This is a genomic window from Pseudomonas onubensis (genome assembly GCF_965653655.1).
Classification (GTDB): domain Bacteria; phylum Pseudomonadota; class Gammaproteobacteria; order Pseudomonadales; family Pseudomonadaceae; genus Aquipseudomonas.
In genome coordinates this window covers 1-26,237 of sequence record NZ_CBFHAZ010000091.1, presented here as the reverse complement: position 1 = coordinate 26,237, position 26,237 = coordinate 1, and the positions used below count along the sequence as shown (strand labels likewise).

Genomic DNA, 26,237 nt, shown 5'->3' with positions numbered 1-26,237 from the left:
TGCGGTGGGTCAGCCAGCATATGTATTGACTGGCACACCGCATTCGCGAGCAAGCCCGCTCCCACATTTTGATCTTCATCCGGTTCAGAGACTGCGCAGGCGCTTGCGCTGCAGGGTTTGGCTGGGGGATTCGTCGAACAGTTTGCGGTACTCCGCCGAAAACCGTCCCAAGTGGGTAAAGCCCCAGCCCAGCGCGATCTCGGAGATGGTGCGGATTGAACCCTGCTCGAGGATTTCCTGGCGCACGACACCCAGCCGGTACTTCTTCAGGTAAGCCATCGGCGACAGCGCAAAGTATTTACGAAACGCATCGAACAGCTTGAACCGCGACACACCCGCAGCCGCTTCCAGGTCTTCCAAATGGATCGCCTCGCGGGCGTTGTCGTGGATGTATTGCCGCGCCCGAATCAGGTAATGCGGCAGCTTCACGCCGAGCACGTCGCGCAATTCTTCTGAATAGTTATTTGGCTGGGCCAGGATCAACCCCTTGATCAGCGAGCTTTCCAGATCCCGCGTAAACGCCGCCTGCTCATACAACTCGCTGCTGCACTCAAGCTCGGCAATAAAGTAGCGCGCCATGCGCCACCACGACGCAGAAGCGCCGTCCACGGCATCCATCACCGACTCAAAACGCAGTGGCGCTTCAACCGGCCGTTGCAGCAACCCTTCCAGCGACTCACTCATCGCCGCCCGCGTAATCACCACCTGCAATTTGCGACAATCACCGGATATCGCCAGTACCTGATGCTCGTTAGGCGACAAAATCACGCCTTGGTCACGGTTGGAGCTCAAGCGCTCGCCGTTCTTGCTCAATTCCTGCTCGCCCACCAAGGGCAGGCTCAGGCTGTAGCTGCTGAAGTGCTCGGCATCTTCGATATCAATGGTCACGTCAGTGCCGTACTCGATCACGCCCAAGGTGGTGGCGCGGGACTTGAACACATTGGCGCTGTGGTGAAAACGCAGGCGCTCGGGAGTAGACGTCGCCAGGCGATGCGGCCCGCAGATGCCGGACATCCAGCTGCAGGCGCCTTCGAGGTCGAAGCGTTGAATATGGATTTCGCGTGTATGGCTACTCATCAGGGGCACCCACGGCGGTTAGGCGGTTGCGCGCTCTGGCGGCGCGTCGTTGGCAATCGACAGCAAGTTCTACGCCACGCCCGCCTGAATGCAACGGGGTGGATAACAACCGTCGACTATGTGGATAAGCCGCAGGCATTTGCGACCTTCCCTTGGTAGGACAGTAGCGCATGGCGTCACCTGAGCGCACTGAACTGGGTATTTGCTGCCCAATTTTGCGGCCTGCCTTCACCCATTAAGCGGATAGCCCGCGCCCTGCCCTGCTGCCTCTAATACCCCACCGATTAGCCCTTATCAAAAAAGGTGCCTCCCATGAGTGGTGCAAGAAGCGTCGAGCAGTGGAAAACGTTTATCGAAGGTTGCCTGGACTTTCGGCCGGTGGATGAAGTGTTTCGCATCGCCCGCGAGATGTTCACCGAGCCCGAGCTGTTCGATCTGGAGATGGAACTGATCTTCGAAAAAAACTGGATTTACGCCTGCCACGAAAGCGAACTGGCCAATAACCACGACTTCGTGACCATGCGCGCCGGGCGCCAGCCGATGATCATCACCCGCGACGGCGAAGGCCAACTCAATGCGCTGATCAACGCTTGCCAGCATCGCGGCACCACACTGACCCGCGTCGGCAAGGGCAACCAATCCACCTTCACCTGCCCGTTCCACGCCTGGTGCTACAAGAGCGACGGACGGCTGGTGAAGGTCAAGGCGCCGGGCGAGTACCCGGAAGGTTTCGACAAAGCCACACGCGGTCTGAAAAAAGCCCGTATCGAAAGCTACAAGGGCTTTGTGTTCATCAGCCTCAACGTGCAAGGCACCGACAGCCTGGAAGACTTTCTTGGTGACGCCAAAGTGTTCTTCGACATGATGGTCGCGCAATCCGCCACCGGTGAACTGGAAGTGCTGCCGGGCAAATCGGCCTACACCTACGACGGTAACTGGAAGCTGCAAAACGAAAACGGCCTGGACGGTTATCACGTCAGCACCGTGCACTACAACTACGTGGCCACGGTGCAGCATCGCCAGCAGGTGAATAGCGAAAACGGCAGCGCGTCCGCCAGCACCCTGGACTACAGCAAACTCGGCGCCGGCGACGCGAATACCGATGACGGTTGGTTCGCCTTCAACAACGGCCATAGTGTGTTGTTCAGCGACATGCCCAACCCCAGCGTGCGCTCGGGCTACGCCACCATCATGCCGCGCCTGGTGGATGAACACGGCCAGCAGAAAGCCGAGTGGATGATGCACCGCCTGCGCAACCTGAACATCTACCCGAGCCTGTTCTTTCTCGACCAGATCAGCTCGCAGCTGCGCATCATCCGCCCGGTGGCGTGGAACAAGACCGAGATCATCAGCCAGTGCCTGGGCGTGAAAAACGAGTCGGACGCCGACCGTGAAAACCGCATCCGCCAGTTCGAGGATTTCTTCAACGTGTCGGGCATGGGCACGCCGGATGATCTGGTGGAGTTTCGCGAAGCCCAGCGCGGTTTCCAGGGCCGCCTGGAACGCTGGAGCGATATCTCACGGGGCAGCCATCGCTGGGAAACCGGCCCTACGCCGAACAGCGAAGCCATCGGCATTCAACCGGCCATGACCGGCACCGAATTCACCCACGAAGGCCTGTATGTGAACCAGCACCGTAACTGGCAGCAATTTCTGCTCAAAGGCCTGGACCAGCAAGCGCTGACACTGCGGGAGGTGAAGTGATGGATGCCCAATTGCAGTACCGGATCGAGCAATTTTTCTATCGCAAATCCGAACTGTGCGACGCCCAGGACTGGGACGCCTACGTGCAGTTGTTCGACCCGCAGAGTGAGTTCCACCTGCCGCAATGGGACTCGGAGCACGTGTACACCCGCGACCCCAAACGCGAGATGTCGCTGATCTACTACGCCAACCGTTCGGGCCTGGAAGACCGCGTATTCCGCCTGCGCACCGGCAAGGCGGCGTCGGCTACACCGATGCCGCGCACCTTGCACTTGATCAACAACGTGCGGATCGCCGAGCAGGCTGACGGCACGCTGGAGGTGAAGCTGAACTGGCATACGCTGTTTTATCGCCTGGCCACGTCGGAGCAGTTTTACGGGCCTGCCACTTACCACCTAAAACCGGATGGCGACAGCTGGCTGATCACCCGCAAGCACGCACTGTTGCTCAACGACACCATCAACTCGGTGCTGGATTTTTATCACCTCTAATCAGGCACATCACACCCTGTGGCGAGGGAGCTTGCTCCCGGTGGACCGGGCTGGCGCTCCAGTGCGTAGCGCTGCCAAGATTTTGGGGCCGCTGCGCAGCCCAGCGGGAGCAAGCTCCCTCGCCACAGGTTATGCGCGCGGAGAACAACATATGAATCACAAAGTGGCCTTCAGTTTTGCCGACGGCAAGACCCTGTTTTTCCCGGTGGGCGCGAATGAAATCCTGCTGGATGCGGCATTGCGCAACGGCATCAAGATCCCGCTCGATTGCCGTGAAGGCGTGTGCGGTACCTGTCAGGGCCGCTGCGAATCCGGCGATTACACCCAGGATTATGTCGACGACGAAGCCCTCTCCAGCCTCGACCTCAAGCAACGCAAGATGCTCAGTTGCCAAACACGAGTGCAGTCCGACGCTACGTTCTACTTCGATTTTGATTCGAGCCTGTGCAATGCACCGGGGCCGGTGCAGGTACGCGGCAAGGTCAGCGAAGTGCAGCAGGTGTCGGCCAGCACGGCGGTTTTGCAGGTGACCCTGGACAACCCGCTGGACTTCCTGCCCGGCCAATATGCGCGCCTGGCGGTGCCTGGCACCGACAGTTGGCGTTCGTACTCCTTCGCCAACCGGCCGGGTAGTCAACTGCAGTTTCTGCTGCGGCTGTTGCCCGATGGCGTCATGAGCAACTACCTGCGCAAGCGCTGCCAGGTCGGTGATGAAATGCTGATGGAGGCGCCATTGGGCGCCTTCTACCTCAGGCATGTCACCCGGCCGCTGATCCTGGTGGCTGGCGGCACCGGCCTGTCGGCCTTGCTGGGCGTACTCGATGAGCTGGCTGCCAACGGCTGCAACCAGCCGGTCCACTTGTATTACGGCGTACGTGGGGCCGAGGACTTGTGTGAAGCACAACGCATCCAGGCCTACGCCTCGACAATTCCCGGTTTTCGCTACACCGAAGTGCTCAGCGCCCCGTCACCCGAATGGCCGGGCAAACGCGGTTACCTTACCGAGCATTTCGACCTGGCCGAATTGCGGGACGGTTCGGCGGATATGTACGTGTGCGGGCCCCCTCCAATGGTCGAATCCGTGCAGCAATGGCTGGCGGATCAGGCACTTGATGGCGTTCAGTTGTATTACGAAAAGTTTACGCAGAGTAATATCTGACCCCTCAGCAGTTCTGAGGGGTTGATGCGGCGTGCACTCACCCTCAAGAAAAACAAGTAGAAGGGAATGTTAATGGCGGATGACATGGTTAACCCGGTGGGCCTCAAGCGTGGCCTGAAGAACCGGCACATTCAGCTGATCGCCTTGGGAGGGGCGATTGGCACAGGGTTGTTCCTCGGCTCGGCCGGGGTGCTCAAGTCGGCGGGGCCGTCGATGATCCTGGGTTACGCGATCGCCGGCTTTATCGCGTTCCTGATCATGCGCCAGCTTGGCGAGATGATCGTCGAAGAACCGGTGGCCGGCTCCTTCAGCCACTTCGCGCACAAATACTGGGGCGGCTATGCCGGCTTCCTGGCGGGCTGGAACTACTGGGTACTTTACGTGTTGGTGGGCATGGCCGAACTGACCGCCGTGGGCAAATACATCCAGTTCTGGTGGCCCGAGATCCCGACCTGGGTCAGTGCGCTGGTGTTCTTTGTCGCGGTCAACCTGATCAACACCCTCAACGTGAAGTTCTTCGGTGAAGCCGAGTTCTGGTTCGCGATCATCAAGGTGGTGGCGATTGTCGGCATGATCGTGCTCGGCTGCTACCTGCTGTTCAGCGGCACCGGCGGCCCGCAAGCCTCGGTGAGCAACCTGTGGAGCCACGGCGGGTTCTTCCCCAATGGCGGCATGGGGCTGTTGATGTCGATGGCCTTCATCATGTTCTCGTTCGGCGGCCTGGAGCTGGTGGGCATTACCGCCGCCGAGGCCAGCGAGCCGCGCAAAGTGATCCCCAAGGCGATCAATCAGGTGGTGTACCGCATCCTGATTTTCTACGTCGGCGCACTCACCGTGCTGCTGTCGCTTTACCCATGGGACCAACTGTTGCAAACCCTCGGCGCGTCGGGCGATGCCTACAGCGGCAGCCCGTTTGTGCAGATCTTCTCTCTGATCGGCAACGACACCGCCGCACACATCCTCAACTTCGTGGTGCTGACCGCGGCGCTGTCGGTGTACAACAGCGGCGTGTACTGCAACAGCCGCATGCTGTTCGGCCTGGCCGAGCAAGGCGATGCGCCCAAGGCGCTGATGAAGCTCAACAAGCAAGGCGTGCCGATTCGCGCCCTGGCCATTTCGGCCCTGGTGACGATGCTGTGCGTGGTGGTCAACTACGTCGCGCCGCACAGTGCGCTGGAACTGCTGTTTGCGCTGGTGGTTGCCTCGCTGATGATCAACTGGGCACTGATCAGCCTCACCCACATCAAGTTCCGCAAGGCCATGGGCGAGCAAGGCGTGACGCCGTCGTTCAAGACCTTCTGGTTCCCGTTCAGCAACTACCTGTGCCTGGCGTTCATGGTGATGATCATCAGTGTGATGCTGGCGATTCCAGGGATTAACAACTCGGTGTATGCGATGCCGGTTTGGGTGGGGATTATCTACATTGCTTATCGGTTGCGGATCAGAAACGCGAAAGTAGCCGTGGCGCAGTAACCCCTGATGATCGTTCCCACGCTCCGCGTGGGAATGCATCCTGTGACGCTCCGCGTCACGACTTCAGAAGCGGACGCAGAGCGTCCAAAGCGGCGTTCCCACGCAGAGCGTGGGAACGATCAGCCCCGGTTGTTTAGAGCGTGGAACGCACTCGCCACAGTTCGGGGAACAACACCGTGTCGAGCATCTTGCGCAAATAACCCACGCCTTCCGTGCCACCGGTACCGGGCTGGAAGCCGATGATGCGCTCCACCGTGGTCACATGCCGAAAGCGCCACTGGCGGAATGAGTCTTCCAGGTCGATGAACTTCTCGGCCAACTGATACAAATCCCAATACCGACTCGGGTCGCGATACACCTCGCGCCACGCCGCCTCCACCGACTCATCATGAACCGTGGCCGCCGTCGGGTCGCGTTCGGCGCGTTTGGGGTCAATCGCCAAACCTGCTTTAACCATCAGATTGATCGCTTCGTCATACAACGACGGCGTGGCAATCGCCACTTTCAACTCGTTCAACAACTCCGGTCGATGCGCATGCGGGCGCAACAGCGCTGCGCTTTTATTGCCGAGGATAAATTCGATCTCGCGGTACTGGAACGACTGGAACCCCGATGACTGCCCCAGGAACGGGCGAATCGCCTTGTATTCCGACGGCGTCATGGTCGCCAGCACGGCCCAGGCGTGCACCAGTTGGTCGAAGATCCGCGACACCCGCGCCAGCATCTTAAAGGCCGGCGGCAACTCGCCCAGGCGTACGTGCTCGCGGGCAGCCTTGAGTTCGTGGAGCATCAGTTTCATCCACAGCTCCGAGGTCTGGTGCTGGATGATAAAGAGCATTTCGTTGTGATCGGGCGACAGCGGGTGCTGGGCGCTGAGGACTTTGCCCAGATCCAGGTAGTCGCCGTAGCTCATGGACTCGGAAAAATTCAGTTCGGCGTTATGCCATTCTTCCGGGGGTTGGTAATCGGCAGAGAAGGGACACTGGCTCATCGCGTGGGCTCCTTGAGCGGGCGCAGAATGGCACGGACGGGGCTGGCGTCCAGGTTGGCAAAGCGCAGCGGCAGTGCGATCAACTCATAGTCGCCCTCCGGCACGTCATCGAGCACGATGCCTTCGAGAATCGCCATGCCATGGCGGGCCACGGCGTTGTGCGAATCCATGGTCTTGGACTGTTGCGGGTCCAGCGACGGCGTGTCGATACCGATCAGGCGCACGCCCAGGCTGGCCAGCAGCTCAATGGTTTGCGGGGCGATGGCGGTGAAATTCGAATCCCATTCGGTCATCGGCGCCTGTGCATAAGTGCGTAGCAGCACGCGCTCGGGCAAGTTATCCACACGCCCTTGCAACTGATGCGGCTGCACCAGCGCGCCGCTGCCCAGGCAATGCAACACCCGGCACGGGCCCATGTACACATCCAGCGACACCTCGCCGATCGGCGCGCCGTCGGCGCTGTAATGCAGCGGCGCATCCACGTGGGCGCCGGTGTGCGGCGAAAACGTCACGCGCCCCACATTCACCGGGCACTCCGGGCCAAACTGCCATACGCGCTCTTCCTGGAACGGCGTATCGCCCGGCCAGGTCGGGGTCGCCGTGCTCAAGGGCGGGCTGATATCCCACCACGTTTTTATTGGGTTCATTGCAAGGCTCTCACTCGTTCTTGGGTGAATGATACGAGGGCCGGCCGTGCATTTTCTTGCGAATTCCTGCGCAGCGTGGGAAATTTTTCGCAGTTATTGCGAGGAAATCGCTTATTGACGCTCATAAATGTCGTCTTAAAAATGTATTCCAATCACTAGAGATCCAATGTGGGAGCGGGCTTGCTCGCGAAGGCGCTGGTTCAGTCACCGGATGTGCTGGCTGACCCACCGCCTTCGCGAGCAAGTCGAATCGTCGCACCGCCGCTCCCACAGGGACTGCACAGTGTCTGAGAGATCGCATTCGGCTGCGCTTCTGGGCATCCCGATGTCGAGTTCAGACCACTGGCCCAACGCCCAAGGCCTTAGGGTGAACCCTTCCATTTCCTGCCTCGGAGCCATCATGTCCAAGCCCATCACCGTACTGCGCGACACCCACCCGCTACCTGTCCTGGATGCCTGCAAGTGGGAAAAGCTCGAGGGCGACCCGCACACCGTCAACCTCAACGCCTACACCAGCGAAGACGGCAGCAAGATCATGGGCACCTGGATCTGCACACCGGGCAAGTGGTACGTGGAATACGTGAAGTGGGAATACTGCCATTTCCAGGAAGGCTACTGCGTGATCACACCCGAAGGCATGGAGCCGATTCACCTGCGGGCTGGGGATATCTTTGTGGTAGAGCCAGGCATGAAGGGCACGTGGGAAGTGGTCGAAACCGTGCGCAAATATTTCGTGTTTGCATAAGCAACATCAGATAAATCCTTGGCCTGCTTCAGGTTTTCCCTAGCGTGAGTCCGGCCCCTTTAAAGCACCCTGCGATGAGTCCTCCCACTCACGCAGGCTGCCCAATTGAACGTCCTGACCAAAGTATGTGTGTTAAACATCTGTGTTTTTCTCGCACCCTCTGCCCTCGCTGACTTCATCAGTGACAGCACCGGCAAGCTTGAGCTGAAGAACTTTTACTTCAACCGTGACTACCGTGAGCCCAAGGCCACGCAGTCCAAGCGCGAAGAATGGGCACAAGGTTTCGCGTTGCAAATTGAGTCCGGGTACACCGAAGGCACCGTGGGTGTTGGCATCGATGTCCTCGCCATGGCGGGCTTCAAGCTTGATTCAAGTGCAGACCGAACCCGCTCCGGCTTGTTGCCGGTGCGTCAATCCGGCAAAGCCGAAGACAGCTATGGCGAAGCCGCTTTTACGGCAAAATTCAGGGCTTCCCAAACGACGCTGAAAATCGGTGCGCTGGCCCCACCAGCGCTACCGATACTGGAAAAAAACGTCGGCCGCTTGCAGCCGCAGCTTTTCAAGGGCGCGCACCTGCGCTCCCAGGAACTTAAAGACCTGACGCTGGACGTGGGCAGAATTACCCACGTCAACCAAGTCGACTCAACCAACTATGAAGCGTTGGCGGTCGCCACCGGCGCACGAAGGAATATCGTGGTTCGTGGGAAGAATCAATCGAATGCATTCGACTTTGCAGGCGGTAGTTACGCCGTCAACAAACAACTCACCGCCAGCTACTACTACAGCACGCTGGACAACCTCTACACCCAGCACGCGGGCAGCCTTCAACATACCTATCCGGTCGCCGAGAACCAAAGCCTGAAAAGTGAATTGCGTTACACGCGCTCTCTCGATAACGGCCAAACCAACATCGACAACACCGCAGTGGGTGCGATGCTGACCTACGCATGGGGGGCGCATAAATTGGGTGGGGCCTACCAAACCATGTCAGGCAACACAGGCCACGCCGCCGTAAGAGGAAGCTATCCCACACTGGTGAATTTTCTGCAGTACAGCGACTTCGCCAATAAGGATGAAAAATCCTGGCAAGTGCGCTACGACTACGACTTCACCGCGCTGGGCGTTCCCGGCCTTTCCATGTTCACGCGCTATGCATCGGGCAGCAACGTCGACCGAGGGCCGGGCCGTTCGGACGGGCGTGAGTGGGAACGGGATATCGATGTGAGCTATGCCTTCCAGAATCCGACCCTGAAAAACGTCAAAGTCCGCTTACGCAACGCCATAATGCGCTCCAACTTTGAAAGCGATATAGACGAAACGCGCTTGATCGTCAGCTACGAAAAGCCACTGTGGTAACCCCGGCAAAAACCCGAGAGCCCGCCCGACGTGGGCTCTCGGAAACGCCCCTACTTGGGTTTGCGATAGCTGTTGATGATCGCCGAGAAGTCCTTGCCACCTTCCCCACGCTGGCTCATCGATTGATACAACTGCTGGGCCACGGCGCCGAGGATCACCGGTTGCTTGGCCTGGCGCGCAGCTTCGGTGGCCAGGCCCAGGTCCTTGAGCATCAGGTCGGCGCCGAAACCGCCGGTATAGCCACGGGACGACGGCGCGGTTTCAATCACCCCCGGCCATGGGTTGTAGGTGTCGGAACTCCAGCAGCGCCCGGTGGAGCTGTTGATAATCCCAGCCAGCACCTGCGTGTCGATGCCCAGCGCATCGCCCAGGGCCATGGCCTCGCTGACGCCGACCATACTGATGCCGAGCAACAGGTTGTTGCAGATCTTGGCGATCTGGCCGGTGCCGACGTCGCCGCAATGCACGATATTGCGGCCCATCTGCGCCAGCACCGGTTGCAAGGTAGCGAAAAGCTCGGGGGTGGCGCCGACCATGAAGGTCAGCGTCCCTGCGCTGGCACCGCCGGTGCCGCCAGAGACTGGAGCATCAGCTATCACCACGCCTTGCTTGGCCGCCGTAGCGGCAACCTCGCGGATGGTTTGCGGGTCGATGGTGCTGCAATCCACGGCCGGCACGCCTTCACCCATCCCGGCGAGCACACCGTCTTCGTTCAGCCAAACGCTGCGCACATGGGCGGCGGCGGGCAGCATGGTAATCACCAGCTCCGCGCCTTGTGCCGCTTCACGCGGTGAGCCAGCGACGGTGGCGCCCAGTTCTGCGAACTCCTTGAACACGCCTGGGTTTACGTCGAACACATTCAGCTTATTGCCAGCCAAAAGCAGGTTGCGGGCCATGGGCGCGCCCATGTTGCCCAGGCCGATAAATGCAATCTTCATGATCGTCTCCCCAAATCAGCGCAGGTTGATGGTGGTGTTGACGCCATCGTTGACCGTGTCGTCGTCGAACCAGCGGCTGGTGACGGTTTTGGTCTGGGTGTAGAACTGCACCACTTGTTTGCCATACGGGCCGAGGTCGCCGAGTTTGGAACCACGCGAACCGGTGAAGCTGAAGAACGGCACTGGCACCGGGATCGGGATGTTAATGCCGACCTGGCCTACATCGATTTCGCTCTGGAACTTACGCGCGGCCGCACCACTTTGGGTAAACAGGCCAGTGCCGTTGCCGAACGGGTTGGCGTTGACCAGCGCGATGGCCTCATCCAGCGTGGCGACTTCCAGCACCACCAGCACCGGGCCGAAGATTTCCTGGGTGTAGATCTGCATATCAGTGGTCACGCCCGAGAACAGGGTCGGGCCGACGAAGTTGCCTTGTTCGAAGCCCGGTACCTTGATATCGCGGCCATCGAGCTCCAGCTTGGCGCCTTCTTTCACGCCGCTTTCGATCAGTTCCAGGATGCGCGCCTTGGCGCGTTTGGAGATCACCGGGCCGACATCCGTACCGGCTTCGCTGCCGGCATTGACCTTGAGTTTTTGCGCCAGCGCTTTCAAATCCGGCAGCCACTGCTTGGCCGCGCCCACCAGCACCACCACCGAGGTGGCCATGCAACGCTGGCCTGCCGCGCCGAAACCGGCACCGACCAGGGCATTCAGCGTGTGTTCGCGGTTAGCATCCGGCAGCACCACGGCGTGGTTCTTGGCGCCCATCATCGACTGCACACGCTTGCCGTGTTTGCCGGCGAGGTCGTACACATGGGTGCCGACGGCGGTCGAACCGACGAAAGAAACCGCCTTGATATCTTTATGGGTGCACAGCGCATCCACCACATCCTTGCCGCCGTGCACCACGTTGAGCACGCCGGCCGGCACACCGGCTTCCAGCGCCAGTTCTACCAGCAACATAGTCGACAGCGGGTCTTGCTCGGACGGTTTGAGCACGAAGGTGTTACCGCAGGCAATCGCCATCGGGAACATCCACAGCGGAATCATCGCCGGGAAGTTGAACGGAGTAATGCCTGCACACACGCCGATGGGCTGGCGCAGGGTGTAGGTGTCGACGCCACCAGCGACGTTTTCAGCGAATTCGCCCATCTGCAAGGTGCCGATGGAGCACGCGTGTTCAACCACTTCCAGGCCACGGAAAATATCGCCTTCGGCGTCGGCAATGGTCTTACCCTGCTCGGCGCTGAGGACTACGGCAATGCGCTTGGAATGCTCGCGGATCAAGGCTTGCAGCTTGAGCATGATGCGCATGCGTGCGCCGATCGGCGTGAGCTTCCAGGTTTGAAAAGCTTGATGCGCGGCGTCGATGGCGGCGTTGACTTCATCGGCGGTGGCGAAAGGAACTTTGGCCAGCACTTGTTGGGTGGCCGGGTTGACGATGTCTTGCCAGTGGGTGGTCTTGGACTCGACCCATTCACCCTTGATCAGCAACTTGACCTGTTGCACGGAAATATCGGCAGAAGCGTTCATGTGGTCTCCAAATCTTATATTTGTGCAGAGACAAGGCGCGTAAACCGCCTTGGGAAATGAGGCGTTCGGACTGTTTTTGGAGTATAGATGTGCAAATCTCTAATAAGAACGCACATAAAAGCCGGTCCAATATGCAAAAAAACATCACGTCATTGGGCTCCCTGAACTGGGATGACCTGAAGTTTTTCCTCGAAGTGGCCCGCACCCGCAAGGCCAGCGTCGCCGCCAAGCGCCTGGCGGTGGACTACACCACCGTGTCGCGGCGTATCAGCTCGTTGGAAGTGTCGCTCGGCACATTGTTATTCGAAAAATCCCGGACCAACGGCTTCGTGCTCACCACCGAAGGCCAGCGTTTGCTGGGGTATGCGGAGTCCATCGAAAGCACGCTGCACATGGCCTGCGAGCAGGTGTCCGGCTCTGGCGTGGCGCTGTCCGGGCATGTGCGCATGGGCTGCACCGAAGGTTTCGGCAGCTTTTTTGTCACGCCGCAGTTGAGCCATTTCGTCGATACGTATCCGGCCATTTCTGTGGATATCCTGCCCCTGCCCCACTTCATCAGCCTGTCCAAGCGCGAAGCCGACATTGTGATCGCCCTGGAGCGCCCGGAACACGGGCCGTATGTGTGCTGCAAACTGTGCGACTACAAGCTGCAGCTGTACGCGACCCAGAACTACCTCGACCAACATCCGCCGATCCGCAAACCGGCGGATTTGGCCGAGCATCCGTTTATCAGCTATGTGGATGATCTGGCGTTCAGCTCGGAGCTGTTGTACCTGGCCAATGTGGTGCCCGGCGCCAGCGCGAGTTTGCGCAGTACCAGCGTGATCGCGCAGTACGTGGCGGCGCAGCAGGGCAGGTCGATGGCGATTTTGCCGTGCTTTCTGGCGGCGCAGGATCCACGGTTGTTGCCGGTGCTGGGCGAGCAGATTGCGATAACGCGGCAGTTCTGGATGTATTGCCGGGAGGATTTGCGGAAGTTGAAGCGGATTACGTTGTTGTGGGATTACATCAGGGAAGTGACGGAGCAGAACGCGGGGTTGTTGATGGGGGAAACGCGGCAGATGAGGTTCGCGGATTAAAGGGCCATCAGCGACGATTCGCTTTAATTTGCAGGACGTTTCCTAGAGACTCTCTACCCTATTGCGCCTTACCGTTTGGGTCACTAGCCTCCTGACTTCGCTGCTCATCAGCGATCGGGTTTAGCGATCCGAGTTTCAGGCGTGACACTGCCCCCAACAGTATCAGCTGGCTCTCGTCAGCTTTTAGCGTTTTATGGCGGCTGTGTGCGGGAGACTTTCGAGTCTACCCGGGATGCGCTCTGGCCCGGATCGCTAACCTGCACACAGCTGCCACCCTCTTCATGTTTAGCGATGTGATGTGGCAGCTCTACTTCAGCAGAGAGCAATCATCATGAGCAAAATCGTCCCCGATCCACCCCTTTCATCCATCACCACCCTCGGCGTCGTCACCTTCGGCGATTACGGCGAAAACCAAAAACCGCTGTTCCGCGTCAATGCTGGCATGCCCATCGAGCAAGCCCTTGAACACGCCTCCACCCTGCTGTTTTATTCCAAGAAACTCGCCATGGAAGCCGCCATGGATGTACGCGGCGAACAATACGCCTGGGCCGCGCACTACCTGTGTGAGATGGGCAAAGCCGTGGTGGATGACCTGACGCAAGCGATGACGCCTACGAGCTAAAGGCTAGAGCGCAGATCGTTCCCACGCTCTGCGTGGGAATGCCGCCTTGGACGCTCTGCGTCTGCTCTTGAAGTCGTGACGCGGAGCGTCACAGGATGCATTCCCACGCGGAGCGTGGGAACGATCGGTGAAGCGGTGGACCAGTCAATGATCCATTGGCTGAATGACCTCAATCGATCGTTCCCACGCTCTGCGTCTGCTCTTGAAGTCGTGACGCCGAGCGTCACAGGATGCATTCCCACGCGGAGCGTGGGAACGATCGGTGAAGCGGTGGGCCAGTCAATGACCCATTGGCTGAATGACCTCAATCGATCGTTCCCACGCTCTGCGTGGGAATGCCGCCATGGACGCTCTGCGTCCGCTCTTGAAGTCGTGACGCCGAGCGTCACAGGATGCATTCCCACGCGGAGCGTGGGAATGATCGGTGAAGCGGTGGACCAGTCAATGACCCGTTGGCTGAATGACCTCAATCGATCGTTCCCACGCTCTGCGTGGGAATGCCGCCCCGGACGCTCTGCGTCCGCTTTTGAGGTGGGTGCTTAGTCAGCGATCACTACGATCGACACGCGCCGGTTCTCGGTGCGGCCTGCCACGGTGGTGTTTGACGCCACCGGTTCGCTGCTGCCCAGGCCGCGTAGTTGGACGTTTTCTTCTTTCATGCCCACGCCGGTCAGCACCTTGGCCACGCTTTTGGCGCGGCGCAGGGACAGTTGCTGGTTGTAGGTTTCTTTACCGGAGGCGTCGGTGTGGCCGTCGACGCGTACGCGTTCGATGCCGGCGCCCGTCAGGGCTTTGCCGATGCGTTCGACGATGTCGGTGCTGGCTTTGTTGAGGCTTTCGACGTCGCTGCCGAACAGCACTTTGCCGGACAGGCCGAACGCCCAACCTTCGTCAGTCAGTTCAAAGCCTTGCTGTTTAAGCACGGCGATTTGCGCCGGGCTCAGGCCTTTGGGTGGCGGCGTCTGGCAGCCGCCGAGGGCCAGGAAGGCCACCAGCAAAGTGATAAACAGAACACGCGTTTTAGAGAACAAGGGATCAACTCCTGTGTTGAACATTGGCAGCGGTAGGCTCCGCCTCCGCCGTTTGCTGGCTGCCCTGGGACAGCCGCTTGGCTTGGTACATGGCTGCGTCGGCGGCATTGAGCAAGGTGCCGGGAGTGGCGCCATGATCGGGGTAGATGGCGATGCCGATACTGAGGGAGGTCAACACCTGTTCGTTACCGGGCAACGGGATTGGTTTGTCCATGCTGGCAATGATCTTGTCGGCAATGCGCTGGGCATCCTCGGCCTTGTGCAGCGGCGCCAGCAGGATCGCGAATTCATCGCCGCCCAGGCGTGCCACCAGGTCATCCTCACGCAGTTGCGCGCGCACGCGCTCGGCGACGGCGACCAGCACGGCATCGCCGGCGGCGTGGCCAAAGTTGTCGTTGATGTCTTTGAAGCGGTCGCTGTCGAGGAACAACACCGCCACTTTCTCATTGATCTTGGCGGCGCTGCGCAACGCGCGAATCAGGCGGCCCTCGAAGAACGCGCGATTGGGCAAGCCGGTGAGGCTGTCGTGGCTGGCCTGGTGCGCCAGGGTTTCATTTTCACTTTGCAGGTGGCTTTGCCAGGCTTCCATCTCGCCGAGCAGGGCGTTGAAGTCGCTGCCGAGGCTGTCGAGTTCGGCGATCTGCGCCGGTGGCACGCGACGGTCGAAATCGCGCTCGCTGCGGGCGGCGTGGGCCACGGCGGCGAGGCTTTGCAGCGGTTGGGTGATGCCTTGCAACAGCCGCCGCGCCAGGTACAACGCGACCCAGGCGCTGAGGGCGGTGCAGATGAGGATGCCGGCCAGGCCGCTGAGCAAGAAGCGCAGCAGGCTGCCGCCATGGCCGACCAAGTGAATACTGCCGACCGGTTTGCCCTGGTGCAGGATCGGCTGGCTGATCGGCTGTTCAAGCAGGGTGTGCGCCACCGCCAGTTCAACCCTGGAGAGCATGCCGGTATCGGGCCGTATCCATTGCGCCAGCAGCTTGCCGTTGGCATCGAAGACTTCGGCTTGGGCCACTTCTTCGGTGGAGGCGATCAGGCTCAGCGCTTCGGTGGCGGCGGCACTGTCGTCGAACACCACCGCAGCCTCCACGGTGTAGTTGATAGAGCGCGCAATCAGGTGCAGGTTGTGCTCGGCATACACACGCAGCGCCAGCACGCCGAGCAGGGTCAGCGACACACTGGCCAGGGTCACGGCCACCAGTGCCAGGATCAAATGCCCACGGCCAATGACCGAACGCAAGGTCGGCCGCGCTTTAGCGGTTCTCATGGCGCTGGCGCTCGACGGCGGGACAGTTGCAACACGCTGGGGTGGATGCGCACACCGCTGCGGGCGACGGAGTCCAGGTTGACCTCGAACGACACTTGCTCATCGCCCACGCGCAGGCAGAACAGGCTGCCCACGGTGCATTGGTCGCCGCCTTCGCTGATGCTGAGCACCGGGTGACCGATCAATGAGGTGAACAGGCGGCTGCGTTCATCGGCGCTGAGTTTGCCGATGTAAATGGCGTCGCAGGCGCTGACGATATCGGGGTTGTCGGCGAGCAGGCGCTTCACCACCACTGGGCGGCCAGTGGCCTGGGTGGTGCCTTTGATCAGGTCGTCGGTGTATTGGGTGGGGCCGACGATACACAAGCGCAGTTGTGCAGGCTCCACCGGCCAACGGGCATAACTGAGAATGCCGAGTACCACTTGGGTGACCGCCTGGGCGCGGTGGTCCGCCAGGCTGGGCGTCTGCGCAAATGCACGCTGCGCGAGCAGGCATAGCACCGCCACCAGTAACATGCGTCTCCAGCTCAAACTGCGCTCTGTGGGCGAGACAGCCACGTTCATGCAGCGATTCTCTCAAATGTTTTACAGGGTGATGCCGCAACGATAGCACAGCGGCGCAAAACCCCACGAATTGGGGGTTTATCAAAGCCCGCTATTTTTTCAGAAAAATCAGGCAACTAAACCAGAAATATTTCATGACCCATCAGTCAGTTTCATCAGGCGCAGCCTCCAACTCCAGCATCAACCCGCTCAGGCGTTTGACCTTGCGCCGCACCGCTTCCTCAAACACCCCGCCTCGCGGTTCGATCAAACTGAACCAGCGTTTGGCGCGGGTGATGCCGGTGTAGATCAGCTCTTTGGTCAGCACCGGGTTCAGCGCATCCGGCAGGATCAGCGCAGTGTGAGTGAATTCCGAGCCCTGGGATTTGTGCACGGTCATGGCGTACACGGTTTCCACATCGTTCAGACGGCTGGGCAGTACAAAACGTACGCCACCCTGACCATCGTTGCGTGGGAAAGCCACACGCAGCACCTGTGGGCCGCCGTCGCTTTCGGGCAGTTTGAGGGCGATGCCAATGTCGCCGTTCATCAAGCCCAGGCCGTAGTCGTTGCGGGTCATCAACACCGGGCGGCCTTCATACCATTGGTCATCGCCTTCGATCAGCCGCACTTTGCGTAAGGCGGCGGTGATGCGCTGGTTTAAACCTTCCACGCCCCACGGGCCTTTGCGCACGGCGCAGAGCAGTTGAAAAGCGTCGAAGGCTTGCAGCAACTGTTGCGCCCAATGGGTCCAGGCGGCGTCTTCACGTGGGGTGTCGAGTGCAGGACGCGCGCTTTGCAGCAAATTCAGGTAATAGCGATAACCCTGGGCATCGTCGCCCTGCCCGTCCAGTACCAGGCGCTCAAGGGCGTGATCGTGTTCGCCCTTAAGGCTGAGGCAGAACAGGTCGCTGTGGCTGCGCGCGGCAAGCAGTTTGCGCGCCTCTTCGGCATTTTGCTGGTTGACCCAGCGCGCCAACTGGCCGATGCCACTGCCTTCGCCGAAGCGTCGCGAGTAGCGCAGCATGACCACTTGCTGGGCGAGCGGATGACTGCCATCGAGATCTTCCTGCAGGCCGCTGGCACTGAGGTCTTCGCCGCTGACCGCTTGCAGCCATTGGCGCGTGTCGGGGCTGTACCAGCCGGCTTCGGCATCACGGCACAAGTCGCCGAGCACCGCACCGGCTTCGACCGAGGCGAGTTGGTCTTTGTCGCCGAGCAATACCAGGCGTGCGTGGGGCGGCAAGGCGTCCAGCAGGTTGGCCATCATTTCCAGGTCGATCATCGAGGCTTCGTCCACCACCAGCACGTCCAATGGCAACGGGTTGCCAATGTGATGCCGAAAATGTCGCGTGCCGGGGCGGCTGCCGAGCAGGCGGTGAACCGTGGTGACTTGGGTAGGGATTTTTTCCCGCACGCTGTCCGGCACATTCAGCGACAACACTTGCTGGCTGATGGATTCGGTGAGGCGTGCGGCGGCTTTGCCGGTGGGCGCGGCGAGGCGGATGCGCAATGGGCTGTTGGCCTCGACTGCCGGGGCCTGCAGCAGCGCGAGCAGGCGCACTACAGTGGTGGTTTTGCCGGTGCCGGGGCCGCCGGTGACGATGCTGAAGGCACCCCGTGTGGCCAGGGCGCAGGCGAGTTTTTGCCAGTCGATGACGCCGTCCGGCGGCGCTTGATCGAACAAGGTGTTCAGGCGCTGCGGCAAATCAGTGGCGACGGTTTCCTGGGTGGCCAGGCGCAGGCGCAACGCCGTGTCGATGCGTCGTTCGTAGGTCCAATAGCGGCGCAAATACAGGCGTTTGCCGGACAGCACCAGCGGGCGGCTTTGGGCCGACTCACTGCCATCGACAGTCAGCGCGACCAAGTGGCTGGCGGCCAGCGCATGGCACCAGCGGGCGCCATCAAGGCCGTCGAGCAATTGCGAGGGCAACAGCATGGCGCCGGTTTGCAGGTCGCCTTCGGGGGGCAATGACAGGGCAAAGTCTGGCGCTTTAAGGGTTTCGAACAGGTCCAGGCAGACGTGGCCATGGCCCAGTTGGTGGCTGGTCAGTGCGGCGGCCAGCAATACCAGCGGGTCGGCCTGCGGGTCGAGTTCGTGGAGGAAGCCGACGAAGGCTTTGTCCAATGCACGCAGCCAGCCACGGTCTACCCAACGCTCCAACAGTTGCAGCAGGTCGGCGGCGCGACTGAGGGGCAGCAAGTCCTCTAGCGGTAACGGTGAAAGGCTCATAGCAGCACTCCTTGTTCCCAGGCGGGCTCAACCTTGGGCGGTATGGGTTTGCCCTGGAACAGCAGGTCCAAGCCTTCGATCAGTTCCCGTGGCGGCCGGGTGAAATACGCGCCTTGGCTGGTGGCCTGGGTGCCACGCAGGAACAGGTACAGCGCGCCGCCGACATGGCGGTCGTAGTCGTAATCCGGCAGGCGTGCCTTCAACTGGCGGTGCAGGGCCAGCAGGTAAAGTACGTATTGCAGGTCGTACCGATGCTCAAGGATCGACTGTTCCATGGCGTCCTGGGTGTAGGCCGAATCGTCAGGGCCGAGCCAGTTGGATTTGTAGTCGGCCACGTAGTAGCGCCCGTCGTGTTCGAACGTCAGGTCGATAAACCCCTTGAACATGCCGTTGAGCAGCACCGGTTCGGCGGCCACGCGGGACACGCCGTTGTGGGTGTGCTGGCACACCAGTTTGTCGAGGGCCAGCACGTCGACTTTGTGGCTGGCGAACCAGAACTCCATTTCGATCTGGTAGTGCTGCAGGCTGCTGAGGGCGACTGGATCGTTATCTACCGGCAGCGGCGTTTGCAGCAAATGGCCGAGCCAGCCGCTGAGGGTGACGATCCAGCCTTCCCAATTGCGCCGATTACAGCGCGCACCCACGGCTTTTTCGATCGCCTCAGGCGTGACGTTGAAGCCTTCCTCACCCGCCCATTCCAACAGACCATGAAGGAAGGTGCCGGGGTTAGGGCCACGTGGGAAACGGTGAATGTCGCCGCCAGACGCCGCCACTTCACGCGGTGCGTCGGGGTCGAGGCGTTCGTCGTCAAACAGCTTCTGGGCTTGTGGGCTTTCTGGTGCTTCGAGGGTTGCGGCGCTCATGCTGTCGCCAATTCTTAGCGCACTGTAAGAAGCGATCCACCAGTTTTCAGCGGCCTTGCGTGTGGGCAGTAGCGGTGCAAGCAAGGTAGCCTCGTTGCGCGGCGGGTGGAACAGGCTGTCTTGCGCGTCGGGCACGTGGGTGTAGTGGATGGCAGCGCAGCCCTCCTGCAAGTCCAGCAGCCAGCGCGCCAAACCGGCGGATTCGCCCAATGATGCACCGCCACCGAGCAGATAACCCAGCGCAGACAGGTGCAAGACCGAGCTGCTGTTATTGCCACGTTTGAGGTCGGCAATGCCCAGCCAGCACGCGTGTTTGGCACGCGTAAGGGCGACGTAGAACAAACGCAGGTCTTCGGCCAGGCGCTCGTCGTCGGCTTGGGCAATAAGCTCGGCGGTGGGCCGCAGGCTGACTTGGGATTTGCCCTGTTCGTCGTGGTAATGCAGCGGCAAGCGGCTGCCATCCACCGGCTTGGCCGAGCAGATAAAGGGCAGGAAAACCAGGTCGTATTCCAGGCCTTTGGATTTGTGGATGGTCACTACCTTGACCAGTTGCTCGTCGCTTTCCAGGCGCAGAATCTGTTCTTCACCGGCCTGCCCCGATAACGCCAGGTGTTCGGCCAGGTGGCGTATCAATGCCTGCTCGCCGTCCAGCTCTGACGCGGCCTGTTGCAGCAATTCGCTCAGGTGCAACAGGTTGGTCAATACGCGTTCGCCGTCACTGCGGGCGATCAGGGTTTGCGGCAGTTTGAAATCATGCAGCAGGCGCCGCAGCATCGGCAGCACGCCTTGAGTACGCCAGATCGCGCGATAACCACGGAACTGCATCACGCGGGTTTCCCACGCCAGTTCGTCCTGGTTCAGACGCTCCAGTTCCGCCAGTGACAGGTTCAAGGTGACGCAGGCCAGGGCGGCGCGCAGTGGGCGCTCGACGTCCGGCTCGGCGCAGGCCTTGAGCCAGGCCAGCAGGTCGTGGGCTTCCTGGGCGGCGAACACCGAGTCCTTGTCAGACAGATAAACGCTACGTACACCACGGGCGGCCAGTTCGGCGCGCACGGCTTGGGCTTCCTTGCCGTCGCGCACCAGGATGGCGATGTCGGACGGGAGTACGCCTTTTAAGCTGCCATCCGGTTGTAGGAAACCTGCGCGGCCCTGCTGTCCCCCATTGAGCAATTCAACAATTTGTGTGGCACAGGCGGCCGCCAGTTGTTGGCGATAGACCGCGTTGGAAATCGGCTGATCGGTGGGCAGGTGCCACAGGTTCATCGCCGGCAAGGTTTGCCCATCGACTTGCAACTGCTCTTTGCGGCCTTGGGACAACACCGAGTGGAACGGCACCGGGTTGTCGCCATTTGGCTCACGGAACAGGAACGCACCACGGCCGGTTTCGGCACGCTGGAACACATGATTGACCGCTTCGACCATCGCATGGCTGGAACGGAAGTTCGTGCCCAGGGTGTGATGGCGGCCGGTGGTGGACTGGCGGGCGCGCAAGTAGGTGTAGATGTCGGCGCCACGGAAGGCGTAGATCGCCTGCTTGGGGTCGCCGATCAGGAACAGGCCACTGTCGTGGTGGTTTTCTTCGATGCGGTAGATGCTGTCGAAGATGCTGTATTGCACGGGGTCGGTGTCTTGGAATTCGTCGATCAGGGCAACCGGGAACTGCTCGCGGATCACACTGGCCAGGCGCTCGCCGCCGTCGGTTTGCAGGGCTGCATTGAGACGAATGAGCATGTCGTCGAAGCCCATTTCGGCGCGGCGACGTTTTTCTTCTTCGAAGCGTTTACCGACCCAACCGGCGGCGTGCTGCAACACGGCCGCATCGGGCGTTGGCAGCGCGTCGAGGCTGGCTTTGAGGCTGGCCATGGCATCGATGCCGGGGTGACGCGGCGGCTCGCCCTTCCAGGCTTCAGCCATGCCATCGGGCGTGAGGCGGGTGAAGCCGGTGCCGATGTCGAGTTGTTCAAGGGTTTCGTCAGCGGCCCAGGCGCTGATCTTTTCGAACCAGGGTTCAAAGTAACGCGCCTGCATCTTGCGGCCGTCGACGGCTTTGGCGGCGACGGCTTGCAGGCAGATATCGCGCAGCTCGATGGCCCATTGTTGCCAGGGCGCCTTGAGCGCGACCAGCGCTTGGCGGCGCTCTTGCAAGCAAGCGTTGATCAATTCGGCCGGTTCGCGAGTCTCGTCGGTGGGCCGTTCGCTGCCGAACAGCGCGCGCACGCGTGGCATCAGCGCGGCGGGGCCACTCCAGTTTTTGCGCACCCAGTTGAGCGCGTCGTCGTGCATCGGGTAGCAGAACAGCCGCCAGTAATCGCGCAGCACTTCGCCGAGCAGGTCGCTGTGGTCGGTTTCCAGGGTCTGGGTGAACAGGCTGCCGCTGTCGAACGCGTGTTCGCGCAGCATGCGCTGGCACCAACTGTGGATGGTCGAAACCGCAGCTTCGTCCATCCATTGGGCGGCGATGTCCAGGCGGTTGGCGCAGGCGGGCCATTGCTCGGGCAGGTATTGGTCACGCAGGTCGGCGATCAGTGCGTCCGGTTGCTCGATTTCGTCGCGAAAGAACCGCGCCGCTTCGGCGAGGCGGATGCGGATGCGCTCGCGCAGCTCTTTGGTGGCGGCGTCGGTGAAGGTCACCACCAGGATTTGCGGTGGCAGCAGTTCGCGGCCAAAGCCGGATTCGTCGCCACCGTGGCCAAGCACCAGGCGCAGATACAGGGCCGAAATAGTAAAGGTTTTGCCGGTTCCGGCGCTGGCTTCAATCAGCTGGCTGCCTTTGAGTGGGAAGGCCAGGGCCAAAGGTTTACTGATCATGCGCTGGCCTCCTCGCTGCTGAGTGATCGCCATGGGGCGTTGATCAAGGGGCGATACAGGGTTTCGGCCCAACCTTCGAATTCTTCGCTGGCGATGAGCGTGGCGTAATCCGGGAATTGGCGGGTGAGCGCGGGAGTTTCGCGGCGTTCGCCGTCGGTGGTCAGGCCGTCGCCTTCATAGGCTTTGCTCGCGGCTGCCTGGGCCTTGTCCGGATCGGTTTGGCCGAGCCAGGCGAAGGCGGTTTTCACGGCGACGGGCAGTGGTTTGCGCATGCCGGTGTGCCAGGCCAGTAACAGGTTGCCGAGAATTTCCTGGGCGACGGTTTTTTCCATCGGAGCCAGCAGCAGGGTGTCGTCACTGGCGACCAGCCCGGTACTGAGCGGCAAGCCGCAAGCGCAGGCCACCACATGATTGACCCACGGGCGGATCAGGCGATGCCACTTGCGGGTCTTGATCGAGCCGATGCTGTTGGGGATGGTGGTGATGCTTAACAATCCGCCATCGCTGCGCCGATGCAGGCCGCTGATCCAACCTTCGAGCTCGATGCCTTGATGCTCAAAACTGATCGGTTCGGCGGCCGTTTGTGGCGTGGGCCAGAGCGCCAGTAAGTGTTGATAACGTTGCAGTAGATCGGGCAATGGCTCGACCAATTCATTGCGCAGGCATTCGCCGAAACCGACCATGGGCAGCAGGCCACTGCCTTGCAGGCGCAGGGCTTGGGCATTCAGGGCCTGGTCTATGTGATCGGGCTGGGCCAAGGCGGCATTGAGCAGGCTATCGCTGAGGCTGTAGCGTTGCAATGCATCGAGAACGAAAGGTTCTTCATCGGCCAGCGGGACTTCAGCGGCCTCGAAGAACACTTTCAGACGCTGGCTGAAGAAGTGTTTGACGGGGTTGCGCAAAAAGTCCTGCAACTGGCCAAGGCTCAAGGGTTCTTCCTGGTGGTGCTCGGCCAAGTGTTCTTCTGTGGCGGTGGCCACGGGTGCCTGATGCAGCAATTGCCATTCGCGGGCGTAGCTGAACAGCGCATCACCTTCGTGGAAGTAGCGGGCACTGAAGGGTTGGAGTGGGTGCTCCTGGGTCATGGCTTCCAGCAGGGGTTCTTGTGTATCTGCGTTGTGCCAGCCGCTGGCGAGGTGGTCACGCAGTTGGCCGATCAATACCGAGGCCGGGCGGTCGCTGTTGTCGCGGATGCTGCGGCCTACCCAGCTGATGTAGAGCTGATCGCGGGCCGACAGCAGCGCTTCGAGCAGCAGGTAGCGGTCGTCTTCGCGGCGTGAACGGTCGCCGGGGCGGTAGTCGCTGCCCATGAGGTCGAAGTCCAGCGGCGGTTGGGCGCGCGGGTAATCGCCGTCGTTCATGCCGAGCAGGCAGACCAGCTTGAACGGGATGGCGCGCATGGGCATCAGGGTGCAGAAATTGACAGCTCCCGCGAGGAAGCGCTGGGACAGGCGGCCTTGGTCGAGGCCGGCGAGCCAGGCTTCACGGACTACGGTAAGGGGTAACGCGTCCTGCAGGCCGACGGACTCGCAGGTTTCCAGCCAGTCTTCTCGCAGCTGTTCGAGCTGGCCGAGTAGATAGTCGTCGTGCTCACTGCTGGGCAGGAAGAACAGCTGCATCAGGCGTTGCAGGCGCTCGCCCCATTCTTGGGGGCTTGCCGGTTGTGACAAGGCTTGATGAGCGTGGTTTAGCGCATCGAGCAAGGCGACCAGTGGGCCGATCAGCGCGGCGTCGAGGCCGCCGATTTCATCGTAGGGTTCGATGCCGTCACAGGCAATTCCAGTGCCTACGGCATAACCCAGCAGCATGCGACGCAGGCCGAATCGCCAGCTGTTTTGCTCAAGCTCCATAGGCAAACCGAGGCCGGCGCGCTGTTCGGCGTTGAGGCCCCAACGGATGCCGGCGCCTTCGATCCAGCGATGCAGCGTGGGCAAGTCGCGTTCCTTGATGGCAAAACGTTCGCGCAGCGCGGGGACGTCGAGCAGGTCAAGGATTTCGCTGACGGGGAAACGGCTGTCAGGCAGTTTCAGCAGGTGTTCGACGGCGATCAGCAGTGGATCGCGGCCGCGTTGGCCTTGGTCGGTGAGTGTGAACGGGATGAAGCGTGGGTCGGCTCGCTCAAGTTGGCCGAAGACCGCGCGGATGTGCGGCGCGTAGCTGTCGACGTCGGGGACCATGACGATGATGTCACGCGGGCGCAGTGTGGGGTCGGCGCTGAAGCGTTGGAGCAATTGGTCGTGGAGAATTTCCACTTCACGTTGGGCGCTGTGGGCGATGTGAAAGCGGATGGAGCTGTCGTGTGTTAGATCGACGCCCGACCAGAGTTCGCGGGTTTCATTGAGTGGGCGCAGTTCTAGGATGTCGTCCTGTAACTGATTGAGCAACGTGGTGGGCTGGCTGTCGCTGAACAGGTCGATGCGACCATCCCGGAAGGCGGCGCGGTAGCTATTGGGGTCGTCGTAGCTGTCCAGCAGGCTGATGTAGTCACGGCCCTGTTTGCCCCAGGCGGCCAGCAGCGGGTGCGCATGCTGGTGCAGGGTTTGCGGGTCGATAGTGACTGGCATGCCAGCTTTGCGCGCCTGGCGTTTGTACTCGTTACGCAGCAGGTCTTTGTCGGCAACGATGTCGGACCAGTGGTGGCGGCAAGGGTTGTGTACGCACAACAGGACTTGGCTGAAGCGTGCCAGGCCGGCGAGGGCTTCCAGCGCTTGGGCGGGCAATGATGAGATGCCGAAAACAATGACTCGGGACGGCAGGCCTTGAGGGGCTTTTTCGAGGGTGTTGATCCGCTCGATGAAACGCTGGTGAACACCGGCGCGGCTTTCGGCCATGCCCTCTTCGCCTACGTCCAGTAGCAGTGCGCGCCATAGTTCTGCCTGCCAGCAGTTCGCCGGGTTCAGGGGCTTTGCTTCGCCTCGACCATTGCGCAGTTGATGGCGGCCGGCGGCCCAATCCTCCAGCCAGTCGGCGCGGTAGACCTGGTATTGGTCGAACAAGTCGGCCAGACGTTCGGCCAGTTGATAGCGTTTGCGCAGGTCAGTGTCGTCGGTGAGAAAGCGCTGCAGGGGCTCGAAGTGCGGTTGATTGATAAGCTCCGGGAGCAGGCGCATCAGACGCCAGGTCAGGGGGGCTTTATCGAGCAGGGATTTGGGCGGAATTTCGTCTTTGCCCAGGACCATGCGATAGAGCTGCCACATGAAGCTACCGGGCAGTTGCACGTCGATAGCCGCAGCGATGCCGCAGCCGCCCATATCATCTTCTTCGGGATCTTCGGCCAAGGCCAACTTGAGCCATTGTGCAATGCCGTTGCTCTGGACCAGGGCAATTTCGTTTTCCAGAGGAGCCAACGGATAACGGCGCATCCAGCTGACTACCAGGCTGCGCAGTTCGTCCAGGCGGTTGCCGTGAACCACCATGAATCCAGCGCTGAGGGACGTCGCATCCGGCATAACGGCTTCCTTGGGAAAAGCAAAATCGAGGCATGGACTTTAGCATTGAAGGCGGTTGCAGGCTGCAAGAGGGAGACGCTTGATACGTTGCGTGCCCATACTTTTCGACCGCCCAAAACAAAACCCCTGATTGCGTTAGCAATCAGGGGTTTCGGAATTTAATCTTGACGATGACCTACTCTCACATGGGGAAACCCCACACTACCATCGGCGATGCATCGTTTCACTA

19 protein-coding genes are annotated in these 26,237 nt (G+C 60.8%); 8 read left to right on the top strand and 11 right to left on the bottom strand.

All coding sequences use genetic code 11. The features are described from left to right. Positions 1-84 precede the first annotated feature (84 nt). On the bottom strand, positions 85-1,077 hold the full coding sequence (locus tag ACTD9P_RS23290) for an AraC family transcriptional regulator (RefSeq protein WP_438869538.1): 993 nt from the start codon (positions 1,075-1,077) through the stop codon (positions 85-87). Positions 1,078-1,389: 312 nt separating this feature from the next. Between ACTD9P_RS23290 and antA the strand changes: the two genes are divergently transcribed. The 4 genes from antA to ACTD9P_RS23270 all read left to right on the top strand — a co-directional run bounded on the left by antA (position 1,390) and on the right by ACTD9P_RS23270 (position 5,904). Continuing rightward, entirely contained in the window at positions 1,390-2,781 is a 1,392-nt protein-coding gene (antA, locus tag ACTD9P_RS23285) for an anthranilate 1,2-dioxygenase large subunit (RefSeq protein ID WP_438869536.1), read from the top strand. Beyond that, the gene (gene antB / locus ACTD9P_RS23280; RefSeq protein WP_056858366.1) at positions 2,781-3,272 is read left to right on the top strand and encodes an anthranilate 1,2-dioxygenase small subunit; all 492 of its coding nucleotides are present in this window, start codon (positions 2,781-2,783) and stop codon (positions 3,270-3,272) included. The genes antA and antB overlap by 1 nt, the downstream gene beginning before the upstream one ends. Positions 3,273-3,423: 151 nt before the next feature. Beyond that, positions 3,424-4,431, top strand: a complete 1,008-nt coding sequence (gene antC / locus ACTD9P_RS23275; protein ID WP_438869535.1) for an anthranilate 1,2-dioxygenase electron transfer component AntC — start codon at positions 3,424-3,426, stop codon at positions 4,429-4,431. Between the two features lie 72 nt (positions 4,432-4,503). Further along, positions 4,504-5,904 carry an amino acid permease gene (locus ACTD9P_RS23270; RefSeq protein ID WP_307417472.1) on the top strand — a complete coding sequence of 467 codons (1,401 nt, stop codon included), beginning with the start codon at positions 4,504-4,506 and terminating at the stop codon, positions 5,902-5,904. Between the two features lie 133 nt (positions 5,905-6,037). Here ACTD9P_RS23270 and kynA read toward each other — a convergent pair whose 3' ends face one another. Together kynA and kynB are read right to left on the bottom strand one after the other, a co-directional pair. Next, positions 6,038-6,895 (bottom strand): tryptophan 2,3-dioxygenase, encoded by an 858-nt coding sequence (gene kynA, locus ACTD9P_RS23265; RefSeq protein ID WP_110621683.1) that lies wholly within the window; start codon positions 6,893-6,895, stop codon positions 6,038-6,040. Further along, positions 6,892-7,542: an arylformamidase gene (gene kynB / locus ACTD9P_RS23260; RefSeq protein WP_438869534.1), complete on the bottom strand. Its 651-nt coding sequence runs from the start codon at positions 7,540-7,542 to the stop codon at positions 6,892-6,894. The genes kynA and kynB overlap by 4 nt, the downstream gene beginning before the upstream one ends. 400 nt (positions 7,543-7,942) lie before the next feature. Here kynB and ACTD9P_RS23255 point away from each other — a divergent pair, with 400 nt between their 5' ends. Beyond that, the gene (locus tag ACTD9P_RS23255) at positions 7,943-8,287 is read left to right on the top strand and encodes a cupin domain-containing protein (protein WP_003230905.1); all 345 of its coding nucleotides are present in this window, start codon (positions 7,943-7,945) and stop codon (positions 8,285-8,287) included. Between the two features lie 105 nt (positions 8,288-8,392). Then, complete coding sequence (locus ACTD9P_RS23250) at positions 8,393-9,643, top strand: OprD family porin (protein WP_438869532.1); 1,251 nt, start codon at positions 8,393-8,395, stop codon at positions 9,641-9,643. Between the two features lie 50 nt (positions 9,644-9,693). On the opposite strand, the gene mmsB is transcribed toward ACTD9P_RS23250, so the two are convergent. Both mmsB and ACTD9P_RS23240 read right to left on the bottom strand, forming a co-directional pair. Then, positions 9,694-10,581, bottom strand: coding sequence for a 3-hydroxyisobutyrate dehydrogenase (gene mmsB, locus ACTD9P_RS23245; RefSeq protein ID WP_138813849.1), 888 nt, complete (start codon positions 10,579-10,581; stop codon positions 9,694-9,696). 15 nt (positions 10,582-10,596) lie between these two features. Then, complete coding sequence (locus ACTD9P_RS23240) at positions 10,597-12,114, bottom strand: CoA-acylating methylmalonate-semialdehyde dehydrogenase (RefSeq protein WP_200432508.1); 1,518 nt, start codon at positions 12,112-12,114, stop codon at positions 10,597-10,599. A gap of 131 nt (positions 12,115-12,245) precedes the next feature. Between ACTD9P_RS23240 and ACTD9P_RS23235 the strand changes: the two genes are divergently transcribed. Further along, positions 12,246-13,193, top strand: a complete 948-nt coding sequence (locus tag ACTD9P_RS23235) for a LysR family transcriptional regulator (protein ID WP_438869530.1) — start codon at positions 12,246-12,248, stop codon at positions 13,191-13,193. Positions 13,194-13,524: 331 nt separating this feature from the next. After that, positions 13,525-13,815 carry a DUF3077 domain-containing protein gene (locus ACTD9P_RS23230; RefSeq protein ID WP_438869529.1) on the top strand — a complete coding sequence of 97 codons (291 nt, stop codon included), beginning with the start codon at positions 13,525-13,527 and terminating at the stop codon, positions 13,813-13,815. Positions 13,816-14,354: 539 nt separating this feature from the next. Here the strand turns inward: ACTD9P_RS23230 and yfiB are convergent. From yfiB to recC, 6 genes are all read right to left on the bottom strand, one after another. Next, entirely contained in the window at positions 14,355-14,846 is a 492-nt protein-coding gene (gene yfiB, locus ACTD9P_RS23225; RefSeq protein WP_200432504.1) for an outer membrane lipoprotein YfiB, read from the bottom strand. A gap of 4 nt (positions 14,847-14,850) precedes the next feature. After that, positions 14,851-16,113 carry a diguanylate cyclase DgcN/YfiN gene (gene dgcN / locus ACTD9P_RS23220; protein WP_438869528.1) on the bottom strand — a complete coding sequence of 421 codons (1,263 nt, stop codon included), beginning with the start codon at positions 16,111-16,113 and terminating at the stop codon, positions 14,851-14,853. Continuing rightward, on the bottom strand, positions 16,110-16,676 hold the full coding sequence (gene yfiR / locus ACTD9P_RS23215; RefSeq protein WP_438869527.1) for a regulatory sequestration protein YfiR: 567 nt from the start codon (positions 16,674-16,676) through the stop codon (positions 16,110-16,112). The genes dgcN and yfiR overlap by 4 nt, the downstream gene beginning before the upstream one ends. A gap of 142 nt (positions 16,677-16,818) precedes the next feature. Further along, positions 16,819-18,888, bottom strand: a complete 2,070-nt coding sequence (recD, locus tag ACTD9P_RS23210; protein WP_438869526.1) for an exodeoxyribonuclease V subunit alpha — start codon at positions 18,886-18,888, stop codon at positions 16,819-16,821. Then, positions 18,885-22,559, bottom strand: coding sequence for an exodeoxyribonuclease V subunit beta (gene recB / locus ACTD9P_RS23205; protein ID WP_438869525.1), 3,675 nt, complete (start codon positions 22,557-22,559; stop codon positions 18,885-18,887). Before recB ends, recD begins: the two co-directional genes overlap by 4 nt. Further along, positions 22,556-26,008, bottom strand: coding sequence for an exodeoxyribonuclease V subunit gamma (gene recC, locus ACTD9P_RS23200; RefSeq protein WP_438869524.1), 3,453 nt, complete (start codon positions 26,006-26,008; stop codon positions 22,556-22,558). The genes recB and recC overlap by 4 nt, the downstream gene beginning before the upstream one ends. Positions 26,009-26,237: the final 229 nt, after the last annotated feature.

What these genes read in the sequence shown, in the direction of transcription:
- ACTD9P_RS23290 (WP_438869538.1), bottom strand. Translation starts at nt 1,077, where the DNA reads ATGAGTAGCCATACACGCGAAATCCATATTCAACGCTTCGACCTCGAA.
- antA (WP_438869536.1), top strand. Translation starts at nt 1,390, where the DNA reads ATGAGTGGTGCAAGAAGCGTCGAGCAGTGGAAAACGTTTATCGAAGGT.
- antB (WP_056858366.1), top strand. Translation starts at nt 2,781, where the DNA reads ATGGATGCCCAATTGCAGTACCGGATCGAGCAATTTTTCTATCGCAAA.
- antC (WP_438869535.1), top strand. Translation starts at nt 3,424, where the DNA reads ATGAATCACAAAGTGGCCTTCAGTTTTGCCGACGGCAAGACCCTGTTT.
- ACTD9P_RS23270 (WP_307417472.1), top strand. Translation starts at nt 4,504, where the DNA reads ATGGCGGATGACATGGTTAACCCGGTGGGCCTCAAGCGTGGCCTGAAG.
- kynA (WP_110621683.1), bottom strand. Translation starts at nt 6,895, where the DNA reads ATGAGCCAGTGTCCCTTCTCTGCCGATTACCAACCCCCGGAAGAATGG.
- kynB (WP_438869534.1), bottom strand. Translation starts at nt 7,542, where the DNA reads ATGAACCCAATAAAAACGTGGTGGGATATCAGCCCGCCCTTGAGCACG.
- ACTD9P_RS23255 (WP_003230905.1), top strand. Translation starts at nt 7,943, where the DNA reads ATGTCCAAGCCCATCACCGTACTGCGCGACACCCACCCGCTACCTGTC.
- mmsB (WP_138813849.1), bottom strand. Translation starts at nt 10,581, where the DNA reads ATGAAGATTGCATTTATCGGCCTGGGCAACATGGGCGCGCCCATGGCC.
- ACTD9P_RS23240 (WP_200432508.1), bottom strand. Translation starts at nt 12,114, where the DNA reads ATGAACGCTTCTGCCGATATTTCCGTGCAACAGGTCAAGTTGCTGATC.
- ACTD9P_RS23235 (WP_438869530.1), top strand. Translation starts at nt 12,246, where the DNA reads ATGCAAAAAAACATCACGTCATTGGGCTCCCTGAACTGGGATGACCTG.
- ACTD9P_RS23230 (WP_438869529.1), top strand. Translation starts at nt 13,525, where the DNA reads ATGAGCAAAATCGTCCCCGATCCACCCCTTTCATCCATCACCACCCTC.
- dgcN (WP_438869528.1), bottom strand. Translation starts at nt 16,113, where the DNA reads ATGAGAACCGCTAAAGCGCGGCCGACCTTGCGTTCGGTCATTGGCCGT.
- yfiR (WP_438869527.1), bottom strand. Translation starts at nt 16,676, where the DNA reads ATGAACGTGGCTGTCTCGCCCACAGAGCGCAGTTTGAGCTGGAGACGC.
- recD (WP_438869526.1), bottom strand. Translation starts at nt 18,888, where the DNA reads ATGAGCCTTTCACCGTTACCGCTAGAGGACTTGCTGCCCCTCAGTCGC.
- recB (WP_438869525.1), bottom strand. Translation starts at nt 22,559, where the DNA reads ATGATCAGTAAACCTTTGGCCCTGGCCTTCCCACTCAAAGGCAGCCAG.
- recC (WP_438869524.1), bottom strand. Translation starts at nt 26,008, where the DNA reads ATGCCGGATGCGACGTCCCTCAGCGCTGGATTCATGGTGGTTCACGGC.